This window comes from Comamonas sp. JNW (assembly GCF_003105075.1).
Lineage (GTDB): Bacteria > Pseudomonadota > Gammaproteobacteria > Burkholderiales > Burkholderiaceae_C > Comamonas > Comamonas squillarum.
On the sequence record NZ_QETI01000005.1, the window covers coordinates 67,147 to 81,834 of the forward strand.

General features: G+C 65.3%; 16 protein-coding genes. 9 read left to right on the top strand and 7 right to left on the bottom strand.

Going from position 1 to position 14,688, the window contains the following annotated elements:
• Positions 1-141 precede the first annotated feature (141 nt).
• Positions 142-1,560: a TIGR00366 family protein gene (locus tag DCO45_RS09230; RefSeq protein ID WP_116925575.1), complete on the top strand. Its 1,419-nt coding sequence runs from the start codon at positions 142-144 to the stop codon at positions 1,558-1,560.
• A gap of 132 nt (positions 1,561-1,692) precedes the next feature.
• Positions 1,693-2,439, top strand: a complete 747-nt coding sequence (locus DCO45_RS09235) for a DUF3011 domain-containing protein (RefSeq protein WP_116925755.1) — start codon at positions 1,693-1,695, stop codon at positions 2,437-2,439.
• 30 nt (positions 2,440-2,469) lie between these two features.
• Here the strand turns inward: DCO45_RS09235 and DCO45_RS09240 are convergent, their stop codons facing one another.
• Positions 2,470-3,888, bottom strand: coding sequence for a glycerate kinase (locus DCO45_RS09240; protein WP_116925576.1), 1,419 nt, complete (start codon positions 3,886-3,888; stop codon positions 2,470-2,472).
• 132 nt (positions 3,889-4,020) lie between these two features.
• Between DCO45_RS09240 and rlmB the strand changes: the two genes are divergently transcribed.
• Positions 4,021-4,782 carry a 23S rRNA (guanosine(2251)-2'-O)-methyltransferase RlmB gene (rlmB, locus tag DCO45_RS09245; protein WP_116925577.1) on the top strand — a complete coding sequence of 254 codons (762 nt, stop codon included), beginning with the start codon at positions 4,021-4,023 and terminating at the stop codon, positions 4,780-4,782.
• Positions 4,783-4,906: 124 nt separating this feature from the next.
• Here the strand turns inward: rlmB and DCO45_RS09250 are convergent, their stop codons facing one another.
• Complete coding sequence (locus DCO45_RS09250) at positions 4,907-5,557, bottom strand: PepSY domain-containing protein (RefSeq protein ID WP_116925578.1); 651 nt, start codon at positions 5,555-5,557, stop codon at positions 4,907-4,909.
• Between the two features lie 141 nt (positions 5,558-5,698).
• On the opposite strand from DCO45_RS09250, the gene DCO45_RS09255 reads away from it, so the two are divergent.
• Genes DCO45_RS09255 through DCO45_RS09265 form a run of 3 tightly spaced genes read left to right on the top strand, consistent with a single transcriptional unit; the run spans position 5,699 to position 8,599 of the window.
• Positions 5,699-6,439: a PepSY domain-containing protein gene (locus tag DCO45_RS09255; protein ID WP_165841168.1), complete on the top strand. Its 741-nt coding sequence runs from the start codon at positions 5,699-5,701 to the stop codon at positions 6,437-6,439.
• A gap of 6 nt (positions 6,440-6,445) precedes the next feature.
• Positions 6,446-7,111, top strand: a complete 666-nt coding sequence (locus tag DCO45_RS09260; protein ID WP_116925580.1) for a response regulator transcription factor — start codon at positions 6,446-6,448, stop codon at positions 7,109-7,111.
• A gap of 24 nt (positions 7,112-7,135) precedes the next feature.
• A complete protein-coding gene (locus DCO45_RS09265) occupies positions 7,136-8,599 on the top strand; it encodes a sensor histidine kinase (protein WP_116925581.1) in 1,464 nt (487 codons plus the stop codon).
• Between the two features lie 37 nt (positions 8,600-8,636).
• On the opposite strand, the gene DCO45_RS09270 is transcribed toward DCO45_RS09265, so the two are convergent.
• The 3 genes from DCO45_RS09270 to DCO45_RS09280 form a co-directional block, all read right to left on the bottom strand.
• The gene (locus DCO45_RS09270; protein ID WP_116925582.1) at positions 8,637-8,999 is read right to left on the bottom strand and encodes a DUF1428 domain-containing protein; all 363 of its coding nucleotides are present in this window, start codon (positions 8,997-8,999) and stop codon (positions 8,637-8,639) included.
• A gap of 67 nt (positions 9,000-9,066) precedes the next feature.
• Positions 9,067-9,534, bottom strand: a complete 468-nt coding sequence (locus DCO45_RS09275; protein ID WP_116925583.1) for an SRPBCC family protein — start codon at positions 9,532-9,534, stop codon at positions 9,067-9,069.
• A gap of 54 nt (positions 9,535-9,588) precedes the next feature.
• A complete protein-coding gene (locus DCO45_RS09280) occupies positions 9,589-10,047 on the bottom strand; it encodes a VOC family protein (protein WP_116925584.1) in 459 nt (152 codons plus the stop codon).
• A 185-nt stretch (positions 10,048-10,232) separates the two neighbouring features.
• Here DCO45_RS09280 and DCO45_RS09285 point away from each other — a divergent pair, with 185 nt between their 5' ends.
• On the top strand, positions 10,233-11,006 hold the full coding sequence (locus DCO45_RS09285) for an NAD-dependent deacylase (RefSeq protein ID WP_116925756.1): 774 nt from the start codon (positions 10,233-10,235) through the stop codon (positions 11,004-11,006).
• Between the two features lie 19 nt (positions 11,007-11,025).
• Here the strand turns inward: DCO45_RS09285 and DCO45_RS09290 are convergent, their stop codons facing one another.
• A complete protein-coding gene (locus DCO45_RS09290) occupies positions 11,026-11,988 on the bottom strand; it encodes an aldo/keto reductase (RefSeq protein WP_116925585.1) in 963 nt (320 codons plus the stop codon).
• Positions 11,989-12,183: 195 nt separating this feature from the next.
• Between DCO45_RS09290 and DCO45_RS09295 the strand changes: the two genes are divergently transcribed.
• Both DCO45_RS09295 and DCO45_RS09300 read left to right on the top strand, forming a co-directional pair.
• Positions 12,184-12,621, top strand: a complete 438-nt coding sequence (locus DCO45_RS09295; RefSeq protein ID WP_021028467.1) for a universal stress protein — start codon at positions 12,184-12,186, stop codon at positions 12,619-12,621.
• A gap of 138 nt (positions 12,622-12,759) precedes the next feature.
• Positions 12,760-13,509: a 2OG-Fe dioxygenase family protein gene (locus tag DCO45_RS09300; RefSeq protein ID WP_116925757.1), complete on the top strand. Its 750-nt coding sequence runs from the start codon at positions 12,760-12,762 to the stop codon at positions 13,507-13,509.
• 95 nt (positions 13,510-13,604) lie between these two features.
• On the opposite strand, the gene DCO45_RS09305 is transcribed toward DCO45_RS09300, so the two are convergent.
• A complete protein-coding gene (locus tag DCO45_RS09305; RefSeq protein WP_116925586.1) occupies positions 13,605-14,591 on the bottom strand; it encodes a tripartite tricarboxylate transporter substrate binding protein in 987 nt (328 codons plus the stop codon).
• Between the last annotated feature and the right edge of the window lie 97 nt (positions 14,592-14,688).

Consider the following 14,688-nt stretch of genomic DNA (forward strand, 5'->3'; position numbering starts at 1 on the left):
TTTTTTGCGTACGCACAGCAGCCAGCACTTCGCCACTCTGACCATTTCGCATGGCGGTACGTAGTCGCACTTAACGAAATTGACCTGTCCGCATGAGAAGATCGCCGCGCTTTGAAATTAACGCGAGACAGAAAGGTGACTATGTCGGTGCAATTGGAAGAGAGCCGCTCGGCGCGGTTTGCGATGCGGTGTGCGGCCTGGGCCGAGAAGTGGTTTCCCGATTCCTGGGTGTTTGCGGTCGTGGGGATTGCGATTGTGGTGGCAGCGGCCCTGGCCATTGGTGTGCCGGTGCAAGAGACGAGCAAGGCTTTTGGCAAGGGCTTTTGGAGCCTGATCCCGTTCACGATGCAAATGGCCTTTGTGGTGATTGGCGGCTATGTGGTGGCCAGCTCCAAGCCCGCGTCGCGCCTGATTGAAGCGCTGGCCAAGGTGCCTGGCAATGGCCGCAGTGCGGTGGCCTGGGTGGCGCTGATCTCGATGGTGGCCTCGCTCCTCAACTGGGGCTTGAGCCTGGTGTTTGGCGGCCTGCTGGTCAAGGCGCTGGCCCGCCGCACCGACCTGAAAATGGACTACCGGGCCGCCGGCGCTGCGGCCTACCTGGGCCTGGGTGCCGTCTGGGCGCTGGGCATTTCCTCGTCGGCCGCGCAGCTGCAGGCCAACCCGGCCAGCCTGCCGCCGTCGATCCTGGCGATTACTGGTGTGATCCCGTTTACCGAGACGATTTTCCTGTGGCAATCGGGCGTGATGCTGCTGGCCCTGGTGCTGATCTCGCTGGTGATTGCCTATGTGACGGCCCCGGGCGCTGCCAACGCCAAGGATGCTGCCGCCTGCCAGGTGGACATCAGCGCCGAGGCGCAGCCGGTGACCAAGCCCACGCGGCCCGGTGAATGGCTGGAGCACAGCCCGCTGCTGATCATTTTTCTGGTGCTGCTGGCAGTCGGCTGGATGGTCGAAGAGTTCTCCAGCAAGCCGGCGATCCAGGCGATCTCGGGCCTCAACACCTACAACCTGATTTTTCTGATGGTGGGCGCGCTGCTGCACTGGCGCCCGCGCAGCTTTTTGGATGCGGTCGCGCGCGCCGTGCCCACCACCACCGGTGTGCTGATCCAGTTCCCGCTGTATGGCTCGATTGCTGCGATCATGACAGAGGTCAAGGGCGTCGATGGCCACACCATTGCGCACTACATCTCGACCTTCTTCACCCAGATCGCCACGCATGACACCTATGCGCTGCTGATGGGCGTGTACTCGGCCATTCTGGGCTTTTTCATTCCGTCGGGCGGCGGCAAGTGGATCATCGAGGCGCCGTATGTGATGCAGGTGGCCAACGACCTGCAGTACCACCTGGGCTGGGCCGTGCAGATCTACAACGCCGCCGAGGCACTGCCCAATCTGATCAACCCCTTCTACATGCTGCCGCTGTTGGGCGTGCTGGGCCTCAAGGCGCGCGACCTGATCGGCTTTACCTTTGTGCAGCTGCTGGTGCACATCCCGGTGGTGCTGTTCCTGCTGTGGTTCCTGGGGCAGACCCTGGCCTATATTCCGCCCGTGATGCCCTGAGCATCGTTAGGTGGCAACCGGCCATGACCCGGGCGAGCTGCGGCTCGCCTTTTTGCTGACTTCGCTTACATGACCGGCAGCCATTTCGGGTTAACCTTGGCCCCCATCGAAGACAACAATGAGGACAGAGCAATGCAAAACACCACATGGAGCGGCGCTGCACTGGGCGCACTGGCACTGGCTTTGGCGGCCATCGCCCCCACCGCACAGGCGCAGTATGGGCGCGACGGCGAGGTGACCTGCGAGAGCCAGGACGGGCGCACGCGCGAATGCCGCACGCCGTTTCGCGATCCGTTGGTGAGCGAGACCTTGTCGAGCGCCTCTTGCGTCGAAGGCCGCAGCTGGGGCCACCGCGGTGGCGGCGTGGTCTGGGTGACCGATGGTTGCCGGGCCCGTTTTGCCGATAGCCGAGGTGGCGGCGGTGGCTGGGGTGGTGGCGGTGGCAGTAACCAGCTGGTGCGCTGCGAGAGCAACGACGGGCGCATGCGCGAATGCGCCATTCCGCGTGGCGCCAGGGTCGAGGTTGCCCGCCAGCTCTCCGACGCTCGCTGCGACGAGGGCCGCAGCTGGGGCCAACGCAGCGATATGGTCTGGGTCAGCCGCGGCTGCCGCGCCGATTTTGCCATCAGCAGCGGTTACGGTGGCGGCTACGGCGGCGGCCGGCCCAATCCTGGATATGGCCAGGGCCGGGAGCTGACCTGCAGCAGCGACGACCGCCGCGACAACAGCTGCGACTGGAATGCGCGCTGGGGCCGTCCGGTGCTGCTGGAGCAGTTGTCCAGCGACAGCTGCCGCGAAGGCTATACCTGGGGTTATGACGACCGCGCGCGCCGCATCTGGGTCACGCGCGGTTGCCGTGGGCGTTTTGGCAGCCGCTGAGCCAGGTAAACCACGACCAAGCGGTCGGCGTTAGCTGGCCGCTTTTTTCATGGCGGTTTCCAGCGGCTGCAGAATCAGCAGTGCGCGAAAATCGTTCACATTGGTGTGCGTGGGGCCGGTCACCACCAGATCGCCCAGTGGGCCAAAAAAGCCATAGCTGTCATTGCGGTCCTGGTAGGCAGAGGGCTTTTGCTGCAAGGCGGCGGCGCGGGCCAGGGTGTCGGGGGTCACCACGGCGCCTGCATTGTCTTCCACGCCATCAATGCCATCGGTATCAGCGGCCAGCGCCCATACGCCAGGCACGGCCTGCAGTGCCTGGGCCAGGCCCAGGCAGAACTCGCCGGCACGGCCGCCCCGGCCACGCGCAGCACCTTCGGCTGGTTGGCGCACCGTCACCGTGGTCTCACCGCCTGACAGAATCACGCAGGGCCGGGCAAAGGGCTGGCCATGCAGCGCCACAGCCCGCGCCAGCGCAGCATGCACTTTGGCCACCTCGCGGGATTCGCCTTCGATCTCGTCGCTCAGCACATGGCAGGCAATGCCCGCGTCACGCGCGGCAGCGGCTGCTGCTTGCAAGGACTGCTGCGGGGTGGCAATCAGCTGCACCTGGTGGCCGGCAAAGCGCGGGTCGCCGGGCTTGGGGGTTTCCAGCAAGCCGCTGTGCAGCGCCTCGCGCACCGGCTCAGGTACCGCAATCGCATAGCGCTCCAGGATTGCCAGCGCATCGGCGCAGGTGCTGGGGTCTGGCACTGTCGGGCCGCTGGCGATGATGGCCGGCGAATCACCCGGCACATCGCTGATCAGCAGGCTGACCACCTGCGCCGGATGGCAGGCTGCGCCCAGGCGCCCGCCCTTGATGCGCGAGAGGTGCTTGCGCACGCAGTTCATCTCGCCAATGTGGGCGCCGCTGTCGAGCAGCTCGCGGTTGATGCGCTGCTTGTCGGCAAGGGTCAGGCCCTCGGCCGGCAGGGTCAGCAATGCCGAGCCGCCGCCCGAGATCAGGCAAATCACCAGGTCATCGGCGCTGAGCCCTTCGGTCAAGGCCAGCATGCGCTGGGCCGCTTGCAGGCCGGCAGCATCGGGCACCGGGTGGGCCGCTTCCACCACCTCGATGCGCTGGACCAGGCCCGGCGGGCGCGGCGGAACATGCCCATAGCGGGTGACGACCAGGCCCGACAGCGGTGCCTGCGCGGGCCAGAGCTGCTCGAGCGCCTGCGCCATCGCCGCGCCGGCCTTGCCCGCGCCAACCACCAAGGTGCGGCCCTTGGGTACGGCTGGCAAATGCTTGCGCAGGCCTTCGAGCGGCAGCGCATCGCGCACGGCAACCCGGTACAGGTGCTGCAAAAACTGCAAGGGCTGCAGATGGGGCTCAGGCACGGGCTGGGCAGCATCGCTGCCATGCACATCGATCAGGTGGGCCGCAAAGGCCGCGGAGGCGGTAGAGGTCATGGGGGGAGCCTGTTCAAAGTCGCTGCAAGCGTCGCAGATATGGCCGGGTTTGCCAAGGCGCAGCTTGTCGCCCCTGCATGGGATGGTCGCTGCGCCCCCCGGGGTATGGGCAAGCAGCGATAATGCTGCCCTATGTCATCCCCCAAAGTGTTGTTCGGCTTCCATGCCGTTGGTGTGCGCATGAAGACTGCGCCCAAATCGATCATCGAAGTCTATTTCGAGTCCACGCGCCGCGACGCGCGCATGCGCCAATTTCTGGAGCGCGCCAAAGAGGCGGGGGTGCGGCTGATCGAGGCGGATGCACCACGCATCGCCAAGCTGGCGGGCTCGCATGGCCACCAGGGTGTGGCCGCGCGCGTCGAAGAGATCAAGGATACTCGCACCCTCGATGAGCTGCTCGACGACCTGGAAGAAGCCGGTGTCACCTCGCCGCTCTTGCTGGTGCTCGACGGTGTGACCGACCCGCACAACTTGGGTGCCTGCCTGCGCGTGGCTGATGGTGCCGGTGCCCATGCGGTGATTGCGCCCAAGGACCATGCAGTCGGCATCAATGCCACCGTGGCCAAGGTCGCCAGTGGCGCTGCCGAGACGGTACCGTACTTCATGGTGACCAACCTGGCGCGTACCTTGAAAGAGCTCAAGGAGCGCAATGTCTGGATCATCGGCACCAGCGACGACGCCCCCAACACGCTGTACCAGGTGGACCTCAAGGGCCCCGTGGCCCTGGTGCTGGGTGCCGAAGGCGATGGCATGCGCCAGCTCACCCGCAAGACCTGTGATGAGCTGATCGGCATCCCGATGATGGGCGCTGTCTCCAGCCTCAACGTGTCGGTGGCCAGTGGCGTGTGTCTGTATGAAGCGCTGCGCCAGCGCACGCCTGCAAAGGCCGGTTAAAACGCTGTTTCCGCTGGCTCACCGCGTGAGGCGCGGGGGCATCGAAAAAAAGGCTGGACCCTAGCGGGCTCAGCCTTTTTGTTTTGTGCAGACCGCAGCGCGTGCGCGCAAGGGCGAGGGCGACTTAGTCGTCCAGCTTCTCGCGCAGCACCGCACCGGTTTCAGGGTGGATCTTCAGATCCACGCGGAAACCCTGGGCATTGATCGCATCGGCTTCCCAGATGCCGTCATCGAGCTCCAGGTCGTGAATGTGGGTGTAGCCCGCCTGGGTCAGCAGCTGCTGGATTTGCGCCGCGCTCAAGACCGCGCTGCCGGCCCCCGCGCCCGGCGTGGGAGCAGGCTGGCCGGGTTGGGACAGCACATCCAGGCTTACCGGGTGCAGCACCAGCTTTTGCTTAACGCCGTTGGCGCCGCGCACCTTGGCTTCCCAGAAGCCGTCGTCAAACTCTACTTCCTTGATCTGGCCGTAGCCCAGCGACTGCAGCTTGGCAGCGACCTGGCTGGCGCCGGGGTAGGTGCTGCCCAGCTCGGCCTTGCGCAGGGCCACCAGGCTGCCGTCGGCATCGCTCACCAGCACATAGGCGCGGCTGCCGTCTTGCTGGGTAGCCTTGGCAGTCCAGTAACCGTATTGCTTTTCCAGGTCTTGCGCTGCGACCAGGCCGCTGGCGCTGATGCTGTTGAGCACTTCCTGGGCGTTGTAGGCCTGGGCGGCAAACGGCAGGCTGGCAGCGATGCTGGCGGCACCCAGGATGCAGGCGATGGTGGTCTTCTTCATGGTTCAATCCCTTCAATGTGGTGACATGCAAACCAGCAGCTGGCTGATTCGTCATGGACTGAAGTATTGAAAACCTTGCCTAAACGCAGTGTGAAGCGACCGTTCATGGTCTGTTTAATCGTGCTTGTCATAATGCCTGCCATGGCGCAAATTCCCCCCCGCTTTTCTCGCATCGCTGCCTGGCCCCTGGCCTGCAGCTTGCTGCTGGGCGGCGCCAGCCAAGCCGCCGAGCATGACGCGGTGCGTGCGGCGGTGGCCACTGGCCAGTACAAGCCCTTGTCCGCGATCCTGAGCGACATTGCCGCGAGCCAGGCCGGCCGCGTGGTGGATGTCGAGACCAAGCGCGGCCCCCAGGGCGAGCTGCGCTACGAGATCAAGCTGGTGGACAGCCAGGGCCTCAAGCAGGAGCTGCTGATCGACGCGGCCAGTGGCCAGACCGTGCAGCGCGTGGCCAAGGACCGCTCGCAGGCGCTGGGGATGCGGGAGCTGGCCCAGTACCTGGCCAAGCTGGCGCAGCAGCACGCCAGCCGCATCACCGATGTGGAGTTTGAGCGCGACAGCCAGGGCCGGGGCGTCTATGAAATCAAGCTCAGCGCCGACCAGCAAGGCTACCGCAAGCTGGTGATGGAGGCCGCGACCGGCCAAGTGCTGCCCCCCGCCCAGGCCAAGGCACGCAACCCGGCGCCGCTCAAGCGGGCTGACGAGGTATTGCAGGCGCTGGCACCGCGCTTCACGGGCCAGGTGCTCGAAGTGGAGCTGGAGCATGACGAGGGCCAGGGCTCTTATTACGAGATCGAACTGCTGCACGGCAATGGCAGCACCTTGAAGCTCAAGGTGGATGCACGCAGCCTGCAGGTGCTCCAACAAAAGATGGAGGATTGAGCGCTGATGCGAATTCTGGTGGTCGAAGACGATGCGGAACTGGCCGCGCAAATGCAGCAGGCACTGGCGCGTGCCGGTTTCTCAGTGGATGTGGAAGCCGATGGCGATGCCGCATCGTTTGCCGGCAGCACCGAGCCCTACGACGCAGCCGTGCTGGACCTGGGCCTGCCCCAGCGCGATGGGCTGACGGTGTTGCGCGACTGGCGCGAGGCGGGTTGCCACTGGCCGGTGCTGATCCTGACGGCGCGCAACCGCTGGAGCGACAAGGTGGCCGGCTTTGGCGCCGGTGCCGATGACTACCTGACCAAGCCCTTCATGCTCGACGAGGTGGTGCTGCGCCTGCGTGCCATGCTGCGCCGCAGCACTGGCAGTGCGGCCACCGTGCTGCGCGCGGGCTGCCTAGAATACGACGTAACGGCCGGCCGCTTTTTGCACGACGGCCAGGGTTTGCAGCTGACGGCGCAGGAGCACAAGATTCTGGCCTATTTGATGCACCACCCCAACCGGGTGCTCACGCGCACCGAGATCAGCGAGCATGTCTATGCCCGCGATTTGGACCCGGACTCCAACACGCTTGATGTGCTGATCGGCCGCATACGGCGCAAGCTGCGCCAGTCCGATCTGCTGGTGACCGAGCGCGGCCAGGGCTTTCGGCTGAACGCGCCCAGCTAGCTGCTGCTGTAGCCCCGCCGCACCATGGCCTTCCCTCCCAGTTCTGCCCACGAGCGGCCGCCCGCGCGGCGCTCACCTGCGCGGCGCTGGTCGCTGGCTGCGCGCATGGCCGCCCTGGTCATCGTGCCCAGTTTGCTGGTGATGGGGCTGGGCGGCTGGTGGCTGCGTTATGAGGTGCATGCCAGCTTGCTGGGCAGCATGTCGCGCAGCCTGGAGGAAAAATCCGAGCGCATCCACGCGCGCCTGGCGCTGCTGCCCGATGGCCGGGTGCAAGAGGCGGCGGGCGGCAGCGACGAGTTCAGCGCCATTTTCTCGGGCTGGTACTGGCAGTTGCAGGGCCAGGCGCGCGCGCCCCTGCGAACAGCCGCAGAGCCGGTGGTGCTGGCGCGCTCGCGCTCGCTGTGGGACCAGCCCGACCTGGTGGTGAGCCCAGCCCGGCTGTGGGGCAGCGAACGCTTGCAGCAGGCCCGGGGCCCGCAGCAGGAGCCGCTTTTGGTACAGCATTTTTCGGTGCAGCTGGCAGCGGGCGCCGCGCCGATGCACTTGCAGGTCTTTGGCCCGGCTCAGCCGCTGATGGCCAGCCTGCGCCGCATTGACCAGATTTTGGGAATCACTAGCGCCATGCTGATCCTGCTGATTGGCGCGCTGGTCTGGCTGCAGCTGCGCGTGGGCCTGGCGCCGCTCAAGCGTCTGGTCAGTGTGATTGCCGGCCTGGACAAGCCGCTGCCAGGCGCTGCGCCCGCCACCGAGCAGATTGCGCAGCTGCCGCTGGGTGCCGATCTGCAGCCCTTGCAGCAGGAGCTGGCCGCCTTGCTCGCGCGCAATACCCAGGTGGTGGAGCGATCACGCTCGCATGCAGCCGACCTCAACCATGCGCTGAAAAAACCCTTGTCGCTGCTGATGGCCCATGCCGGCAGCGGTGCAGCCCTGCCGGCGGACCTGGTGCTGCAGCAGACCACGGCGATGGCGCGGCTGATTGACCGCTACCAGGCCCGTACCTTCAGCGATGCCACCCTGGTGCATGGGCCAAGCGCCGGCTTGCCTGTGGATGTGCTGGCCTGCGCGCGGCAGATGCTGGCGATGCTGCGCCAACTGCACCAGGCCAGCGACCTGGACTGGCAACTGGTGGAGGAGGGTGTCGCGCTGTGGTGGCGGGGCGAGCGCGCCGATCTGGAAGAGCTGCTGGGCAATCTGCTGGACAACGCGGGCAAATGGGCAGCCTCCCAGGTGCGCCTGACGGTGCATGGCAGCGCCACCCAAGGCCTGGTGCTGCAGGTGGAGGACGACGGCCCTGGCATGACGGCCGCACAAATGCAGGCAGCCGGCGCGCGGGGCCAGCGCTTTGATGAGACGGTTGATGGCACGGGCCTGGGCCTGTCGATTACCCAGCAAATCGTGCAAGGCTACGAAGGCCGGTTGCAATGGCGCAAGAGCGAGGCCTTGAAGGGGCTGCTGGTGCGCGTGGAGATGGCCGGCGTAGTGGCCTGATACGGCGCAGCGGCTCTAGGTGGGCTTGGTGGCCTTATCAAGTCCCCAGCTGCACGACCGGCGTAAATCCGCCAAAGATCATGCGCTTGGCATCAAACGGCATGTTGGCCGGTTGCATGTCTGCCAGGCGCGGGTCGGCCATCACCGCAGCATTGATGCGGTCGCGCTCAGCGCGCGAGGTGTAGACGATCCAGGAAAAGCAAGCGACCTCGTCCGCCTGAAGCTTGACCGCCATCGGAAACGAGGTGACTTCGCCGTCAGGCACATCGTCGCCCACACATTCCCAGTACTGCAGTGCGCCGTGCTCCATCCAGACCTTGCCGGCCGCCTCGGCCATGGCTCGGTAGGCGTCGAGCTTGGCGCGGGGCACGGGCAGCACAAATCCATCGACATAAGGCATGGTAGTCTCCTGGGCGCTCGAGCGGCGCTGTTATGGGTGGGCGCTACATCGCAGCGCGAGGACGCAACTACAAGCTGGCAGCCAGCGCCACGAGCTGGTCGGTGGCCACGCCCCAACCGGTGTGGAATCCCATCGCCTCGTGCTGCTTGCGGGTCTCTTCGCTCCAATGGCGCACGGTGGCGGTGTAGCGGGTCAGGCCCGCTTCGGGCTCAAACTCGATGATGGCCGTCATGAACGGTTTGGCGCTGGGCACCCAGCCAGCGGTGTAGGCATCGGTAAAGACCAGCCTGCGGTTGGGTACTACCTCCAGGTACACGCCGGCATTGGGGTACTCGTTGCCTTGCGGGTCGCGCATGACAATCTGGCTGCCGCCGCCCACACGCACATCCACTTGGGCGCTGGCAATGGTCCAGGGCTTGGGTACAAACCACTCGGTGAGCAGGGCGGGCTCGGTCCAGCAGCGGTAGAGCGTGGCGGCGGGGGCATGGATCAGGCGGCTGAGCACCAGATCCTGGGGATGGGGTTGTAGAGACATAGGGTGTGGTTCGGTGCAGGTGGTGTGCGGTTGTGCGGTGAGGAGACGAGGGCCTTATGCAGCGGGCTGCGTCTGGACGTTCACCATCCACGGGGTGCCAAAACGGTCGGTCACCATGCCAAAACCGGGCGACCAGAAGGTGGCTGAAAAGGGCATGGCCACCTGGCCACCGTCAGCCAGACCGTTGAAGATGCGCTCGCCATCTGCTACGGAATCGACACCGATGGACACCCAAATGCCTTGGGGTTTGAGATAGCCGCCACCACAGGTCTCGGCGCTGGCGCCAGGCATCGCAGGCATCGTGTCCGAGGCCATGATCGCCTGGCTGCCCACTTGCAGGTGGGCATGCATCAGGCGCGACTGCGCCTCAGGCGGGAGCGGTGGCATGCCTTCGCCAGGCGGCATGTCGCTAAAGCGCATCTGGTGCATGATCTGGCCGCCAAACAGCTGGGCGTAAAAGGCCATGGCTTCGGCGCAATCGCCATCAAAGTTCAGATAGGGGATGAATTGCATTCTTGTCTCCTCGTCGTGGGTCAGCCATTCTGGGCTCGGCCCGTCCATCGTGTCCATCTCCAAATCGTGATGACCGTTTCTGAATGTAAGCCGCCTAGAGCTCGCCCTGCACGGCGATGCTGGACTGGAGCGGTGGAGCCCAAGCCTTGCCGTATGCTGGGCGCCTGTTCTTCACTGCCGCCTCTATGTCTTTTGCTCCTTTGGATACCTCCGCAGCGCTGCCGCTTGCCGATACAGAAATTGCCAGCCTGCGACAGCGCTTGCACAATGCGCGGCATCTGCTGGTGCTGACGGGGGCGGGGGCCAGTGCGGAGTCCGGCGTGCCCACCTTCCGCGATGCGCAGACGGGCTACTGGACGCAGTTCAGCCCCGAGGAGATGGCCAGCGAGGCGGGTTTTCTGGCCCATCCGCAGCGGGTCTGGGACTGGTACCAGTACCGCCGCGATCTGGTCCGCCAGGTGATGCCCAATGCCGGCCATGTGGCGCTGGCCCAATGGCAGGCGCGCCACTCCGGCCGGATGACCCTGGTTACGCAGAACGTCGATGGCCTGCACCAGCGTGCTGGTAGTACGCCAGTGCTGTGCCTGCATGGCAATCTGATGGACAACCGCTGGCTGCTGCCGCCCAAGCCCTGTTGCGACGCCCGCTTTACCGAAGGCGATGCACCGCCGCAATGCCCTGGCTGCGGCAACTACCTGCGCCCGGCGGTGGTCTGGTTTGGCGAGGCCTTGCCCCATGCCGAGCTGCAGCAGGCGCAAGATGCCGCCAAGGCCTGCGACCTGATGCTGGTGATTGGCACCTCCGGCCATGTCTACCCGGCGGCTGGCCTGGCCCATATCGCCGCCCGGGGCGGCGCCCATGTGGTGGTCATCAACCCCGAGCCGACCGCGCTCGACAGCGTGGCCGACCGCTGCTGGCGCTTGCCCTCGGCGCAGATTTTGCCGGCTCTGCTGGCCTAGGCTTGTCGCCAGCCTTCGCTCAAGCTTCGGCGCTGGCGGCGTTGAGCGTGGCCATCGCATCGGCATCGAGCTGCAATTGGCTGGCGCGGATCAGCGACTGCAGCTGCTCGAGGTTGCTGGCGCTGGCAATCGGCGAGGCAATGGCCGGCTGGCGCATGACCCAGGCCACGGCCACCTCGCCCATCGGGGCGCCCGTGCGGCTGCTCACCTGTTCGAGCGCGGCCAGAATGCGCAAGCCCCGGTCGTTCAGATACAGCTGGGTGGTCTTGGCGCCGCGCGGGCTTTTGCTCGCATCCTCGGCCTTGCGGTACTTGCCGGTCAAAAAGCCGGCAGCCAGGCTGTAGAAATTGATGACGCCCACGCCCTGCGCTACGCACAGCGGCTGCAGCTCTTGCTCGAACACGGCACGGTCGTAGAGGTTGAAAAGCGGCTGTAGGCTCTCATAACGCGCCAGGCCATGCTGCTCGCTGGTCTGCAGCGCCTCTGCCAGGCGCGCTGCGCTGTAGTTGCTGGCGCCCACGGCACGCACCTTGCCCTCGGCGATCAGCTCGCCAAAGGTGCCCATCACATCGGCCAGCGGTACCTGCGCGTCGTCGTCATGCGATTGGTAGAGGTCGATGTAATCGGTCTGCAGGCGCTGCAGAGAGGCGTCGACCGCCTGGCGGATGTACTCCGGGCGCAGGCCGACCTTGCCTTCGCCCATATCCTTGCCGACCTTGGTGGCCAACACCACCTGCGCGCGCTTGCCCGAGCTGCGCAGCCATTTGCCGAGCACGCGCTCCGATTCACCGCCGCTGTGGCCAGGCGCCCAGCGCGAGTACACGTCAGCGGTATCGACAAAGTTCATGCCGGCATCCAGCCAGGCATCGAGTAGGCGAAAGCTGGTGGCCTCGTCAGCCGTCCAGCCAAATACATTGCCGCCCAGGCACAGCGGCGAGACTTGCAGGGCGGATCGACCCAGGGAGCGCAGGGATGTTGTCATCGTTTGAAGAGGGGTTAGGGCCCAGCAGGGCGGTGCAAACATTATGCGGCGCGGGCTGGCGCGGCGCCACCCGTTGATGCAGCGCAAACCGCTTGCAACTGCCGCATAGGTGGCAGTGCTGCAGGGCCTGCCAGGTTTGCCGGGCCCTGCGTTTTAGAGTAAGTTATGCATGCAACAACAAAAAGGAGTGACGCTATGTTCAAACATATTCTGGTGCCGGTCGATGGGTCTGCCACCTCCATGCTCGCGGTCAACAAGGCCGCCGGTCTTGCCAAGGCCTTTGGCAGCCAGGTCACTGCGGTGTATGTGATAGATCCCTATCCCTTCACCGGCGTGGGCGCCGATTTTGCCTATGGCCAGGCGCAGTACCTTTCTGCTGCCACTGCCGATGCGCACACCGCGTTGGACGCGGTCAAAACTGCGATGGAGCAGGCCGGTATTCCTGTGGACACCGTCATGGGCGAAGGCCACTCCGTACACGACGGGGTGATGGAAGCGGTCAAAACCACCGGCGCCGACCTCATTGTGATGGGCTCGCACGGCCGCAAGGGCCTGGAAAAGCTGGTGCTGGGCAGCGTGACCCAGCGCGTGCTGAGCGACAGCCTGATCCCCGTGCTGGTCGTTCGCCAGTAATGTCAGCGACGGCACCCGGCTTGTTGCCGTTTTCGTTGAGTGGATGGCTACCGGGCAGCGCTGCGGCGCTGCCCAAAGTTGTGCAGCACGCAATGCTTTTGTGACCGCCGTAAGCTCGCCCGCTTGACGGAGTTTTACATGCAGTCCTTTCCTCCTCCTTATTGTGATGCCGACCAGGTGGACGGCACTTTGCGCGCCTATGGCTATGCGGTGCTCAGCCCCGCCGCCGTGGCGCAGTGGGCAGCCTGCCCGCCCGATGACCTGGCAGCGCTCGGCAGCCACTGGGAGGCCATGCCCCATGATGCCTACCTCAAAGACGGCGGGCGCTACCGCAAGCGCCGCCATTCCTGCTATGTGGTGCAGGATGACCAGGTTGAGTCCGTAGCCCACCGTGCCCATTGGCAGCCGGTGGAGTACAACGCCTTGCATGGCGGCATGCAGCGCTGGTTTGAGCCCGTCGCAGCCAGCACCCAGTCGCTGCCCGCCTGGCGCCAGATCATGCGTGCGCTGGGTCACACGGCGCAGGCACTGTTTCCCAGTGCGGAGCACGCGCCCTGGTATACCGAGGCCCACCAGTTCCGCATCGACACCGCCGAGGGCATTGGCCGGCCCACCCCCGAAGGTGCGCACCGCGATGGCGTGGATCTGGTGGCGGTGTTTTTGGTGGCACGCGAGGGCATCAAAGGCGGGGAGACGCGGGTGTTCGACGCCCAGGGCCCGCAAGGCCTGCGCTTTACGCTCACCGAGCCCTGGTCGCTGATGCTGCTCGACGACGCCCGGATGATCCATGAGAGCACGCCGATCCAGCCGCTGGGCGATGCCCCCGGCCACCGCGATACCTTGGTGGTGACCTTGCGCCGCCAGGCCTTCCAGGGCGACGGTGCCTGAGCGCTGGCATTGCCATTGATCACCATCGGGCCATTGGCCTGGTCATAAAAAAAGGGCACCTGCGAGGTGCCCTTGCCGTATCCCAGCCCTGGGGCTTACTGGATGGTCGCGCCCGAGGCTTCAACAATGGCCTTGGCATCCTGGAAGTCCTTGTGGAAGAACTTGTCAAAGTCCGATACGGACATGGCCTGGGGCTCGGCGCCTTGGGCCAGGATGGAATCCTGCACTTCCTTTTGGCCCAGTAGCTTGTTGACCTCGGTGTTGAGCTTGCTGACGATGGGGGCGGGCAGGTTCTTGGGGCCAAACAGGCCATACCAGGTGCTCACATCAAAGCCCTTCATGCCCAGTTCCGCAACGGTAGGCACATCGGGCAGCGAGCTGCTGCGCTTGGCCGAGGTAACAGCCAGCGGACGCAGCTTGCCGGCCTTGATCTGGCCAATGGCCGAGGGCACGGACGACACCAGCAGATCGACATTGCCGGACAAGGTGTCGAGCAGCGCGGGGTTGGAGCCCTTGTACGGCACGTGGGTCAGCTTGACGCCGGCCGCCTTCTCAAACAGCACGCCAGCGATATGGATGCTGGTGCCATTGCCGGGCGAGCCGTAGGTGATCTTGCCGGGGTCGGCCTTGGCGGCGGCGATCACATCGTTCAAGGTCTTGAACTTGCTGTTTTCCGAGGTGGCAATGATGACCGGCGAGTAGGCCACATGGGCAATGGGCGTCAAGTCCTTGGCGGGGTTCCAGGGCAGGCCCTTGTACAGGTAGTAGCCCAGCACCACGTTGTCCTTCTGGCCCATGACGATGTCATAGCCCGTTGGCTGGGCCTTGGCGACTTCGCTGATACCGATGGTGCCGCCCGCGCCGGCCCGGTTGTCAGCGACCACCGTCCAGTGGTTCTGTTCGCTGAGCTTTTGCGCGATGATGCGCGAGAGAATATCGGTGCCACCGCCTGGTGGGAAGGGCACGACCATGCGCACCGGCTTGCTGCCGGGGTAGTCCGTCGCCGAGCCCTGGGCCATGGCACCCGAAGCGGCCCCCACCGTCAGCGCCACGGCGGCGCATTGCAGAATGTGTTTCATCATCTTGTTGTCTCCTTGAGGGTCACACCTTCGCATGGCTTTCGCACAGTCGGCCAAGGAGGTAGTTGCATAAACAGTCAAAGGGGTGATGATGTATGCC

What these genes read in the sequence shown, in the direction of transcription:
- DCO45_RS09295 (WP_021028467.1), top strand. Translation starts at nt 12,184, where the DNA reads ATGTTCAAACATATTCTGGTGCCGGTCGATGGGTCTGCCACCTCCATG.
- DCO45_RS09255 (WP_165841168.1), top strand. Translation starts at nt 5,699, where the DNA reads ATGGCGCAAATTCCCCCCCGCTTTTCTCGCATCGCTGCCTGGCCCCTG.
- DCO45_RS09305 (WP_116925586.1), bottom strand. Translation starts at nt 14,591, where the DNA reads ATGATGAAACACATTCTGCAATGCGCCGCCGTGGCGCTGACGGTGGGG.
- DCO45_RS09260 (WP_116925580.1), top strand. Translation starts at nt 6,446, where the DNA reads ATGCGAATTCTGGTGGTCGAAGACGATGCGGAACTGGCCGCGCAAATG.
- DCO45_RS09250 (WP_116925578.1), bottom strand. Translation starts at nt 5,557, where the DNA reads ATGAAGAAGACCACCATCGCCTGCATCCTGGGTGCCGCCAGCATCGCT.
- DCO45_RS09280 (WP_116925584.1), bottom strand. Translation starts at nt 10,047, where the DNA reads ATGCAATTCATCCCCTATCTGAACTTTGATGGCGATTGCGCCGAAGCC.
- DCO45_RS09290 (WP_116925585.1), bottom strand. Translation starts at nt 11,988, where the DNA reads ATGACAACATCCCTGCGCTCCCTGGGTCGATCCGCCCTGCAAGTCTCG.
- DCO45_RS09275 (WP_116925583.1), bottom strand. Translation starts at nt 9,534, where the DNA reads ATGTCTCTACAACCCCATCCCCAGGATCTGGTGCTCAGCCGCCTGATC.
- DCO45_RS09235 (WP_116925755.1), top strand. Translation starts at nt 1,693, where the DNA reads ATGCAAAACACCACATGGAGCGGCGCTGCACTGGGCGCACTGGCACTG.
- rlmB (WP_116925577.1), top strand. Translation starts at nt 4,021, where the DNA reads ATGTCATCCCCCAAAGTGTTGTTCGGCTTCCATGCCGTTGGTGTGCGC.
- DCO45_RS09240 (WP_116925576.1), bottom strand. Translation starts at nt 3,888, where the DNA reads ATGACCTCTACCGCCTCCGCGGCCTTTGCGGCCCACCTGATCGATGTG.
- DCO45_RS09300 (WP_116925757.1), top strand. Translation starts at nt 12,760, where the DNA reads ATGCAGTCCTTTCCTCCTCCTTATTGTGATGCCGACCAGGTGGACGGC.
- DCO45_RS09230 (WP_116925575.1), top strand. Translation starts at nt 142, where the DNA reads ATGTCGGTGCAATTGGAAGAGAGCCGCTCGGCGCGGTTTGCGATGCGG.
- DCO45_RS09265 (WP_116925581.1), top strand. Translation starts at nt 7,136, where the DNA reads ATGGCCTTCCCTCCCAGTTCTGCCCACGAGCGGCCGCCCGCGCGGCGC.
- DCO45_RS09285 (WP_116925756.1), top strand. Translation starts at nt 10,233, where the DNA reads ATGTCTTTTGCTCCTTTGGATACCTCCGCAGCGCTGCCGCTTGCCGAT.
- DCO45_RS09270 (WP_116925582.1), bottom strand. Translation starts at nt 8,999, where the DNA reads ATGCCTTATGTCGATGGATTTGTGCTGCCCGTGCCCCGCGCCAAGCTC.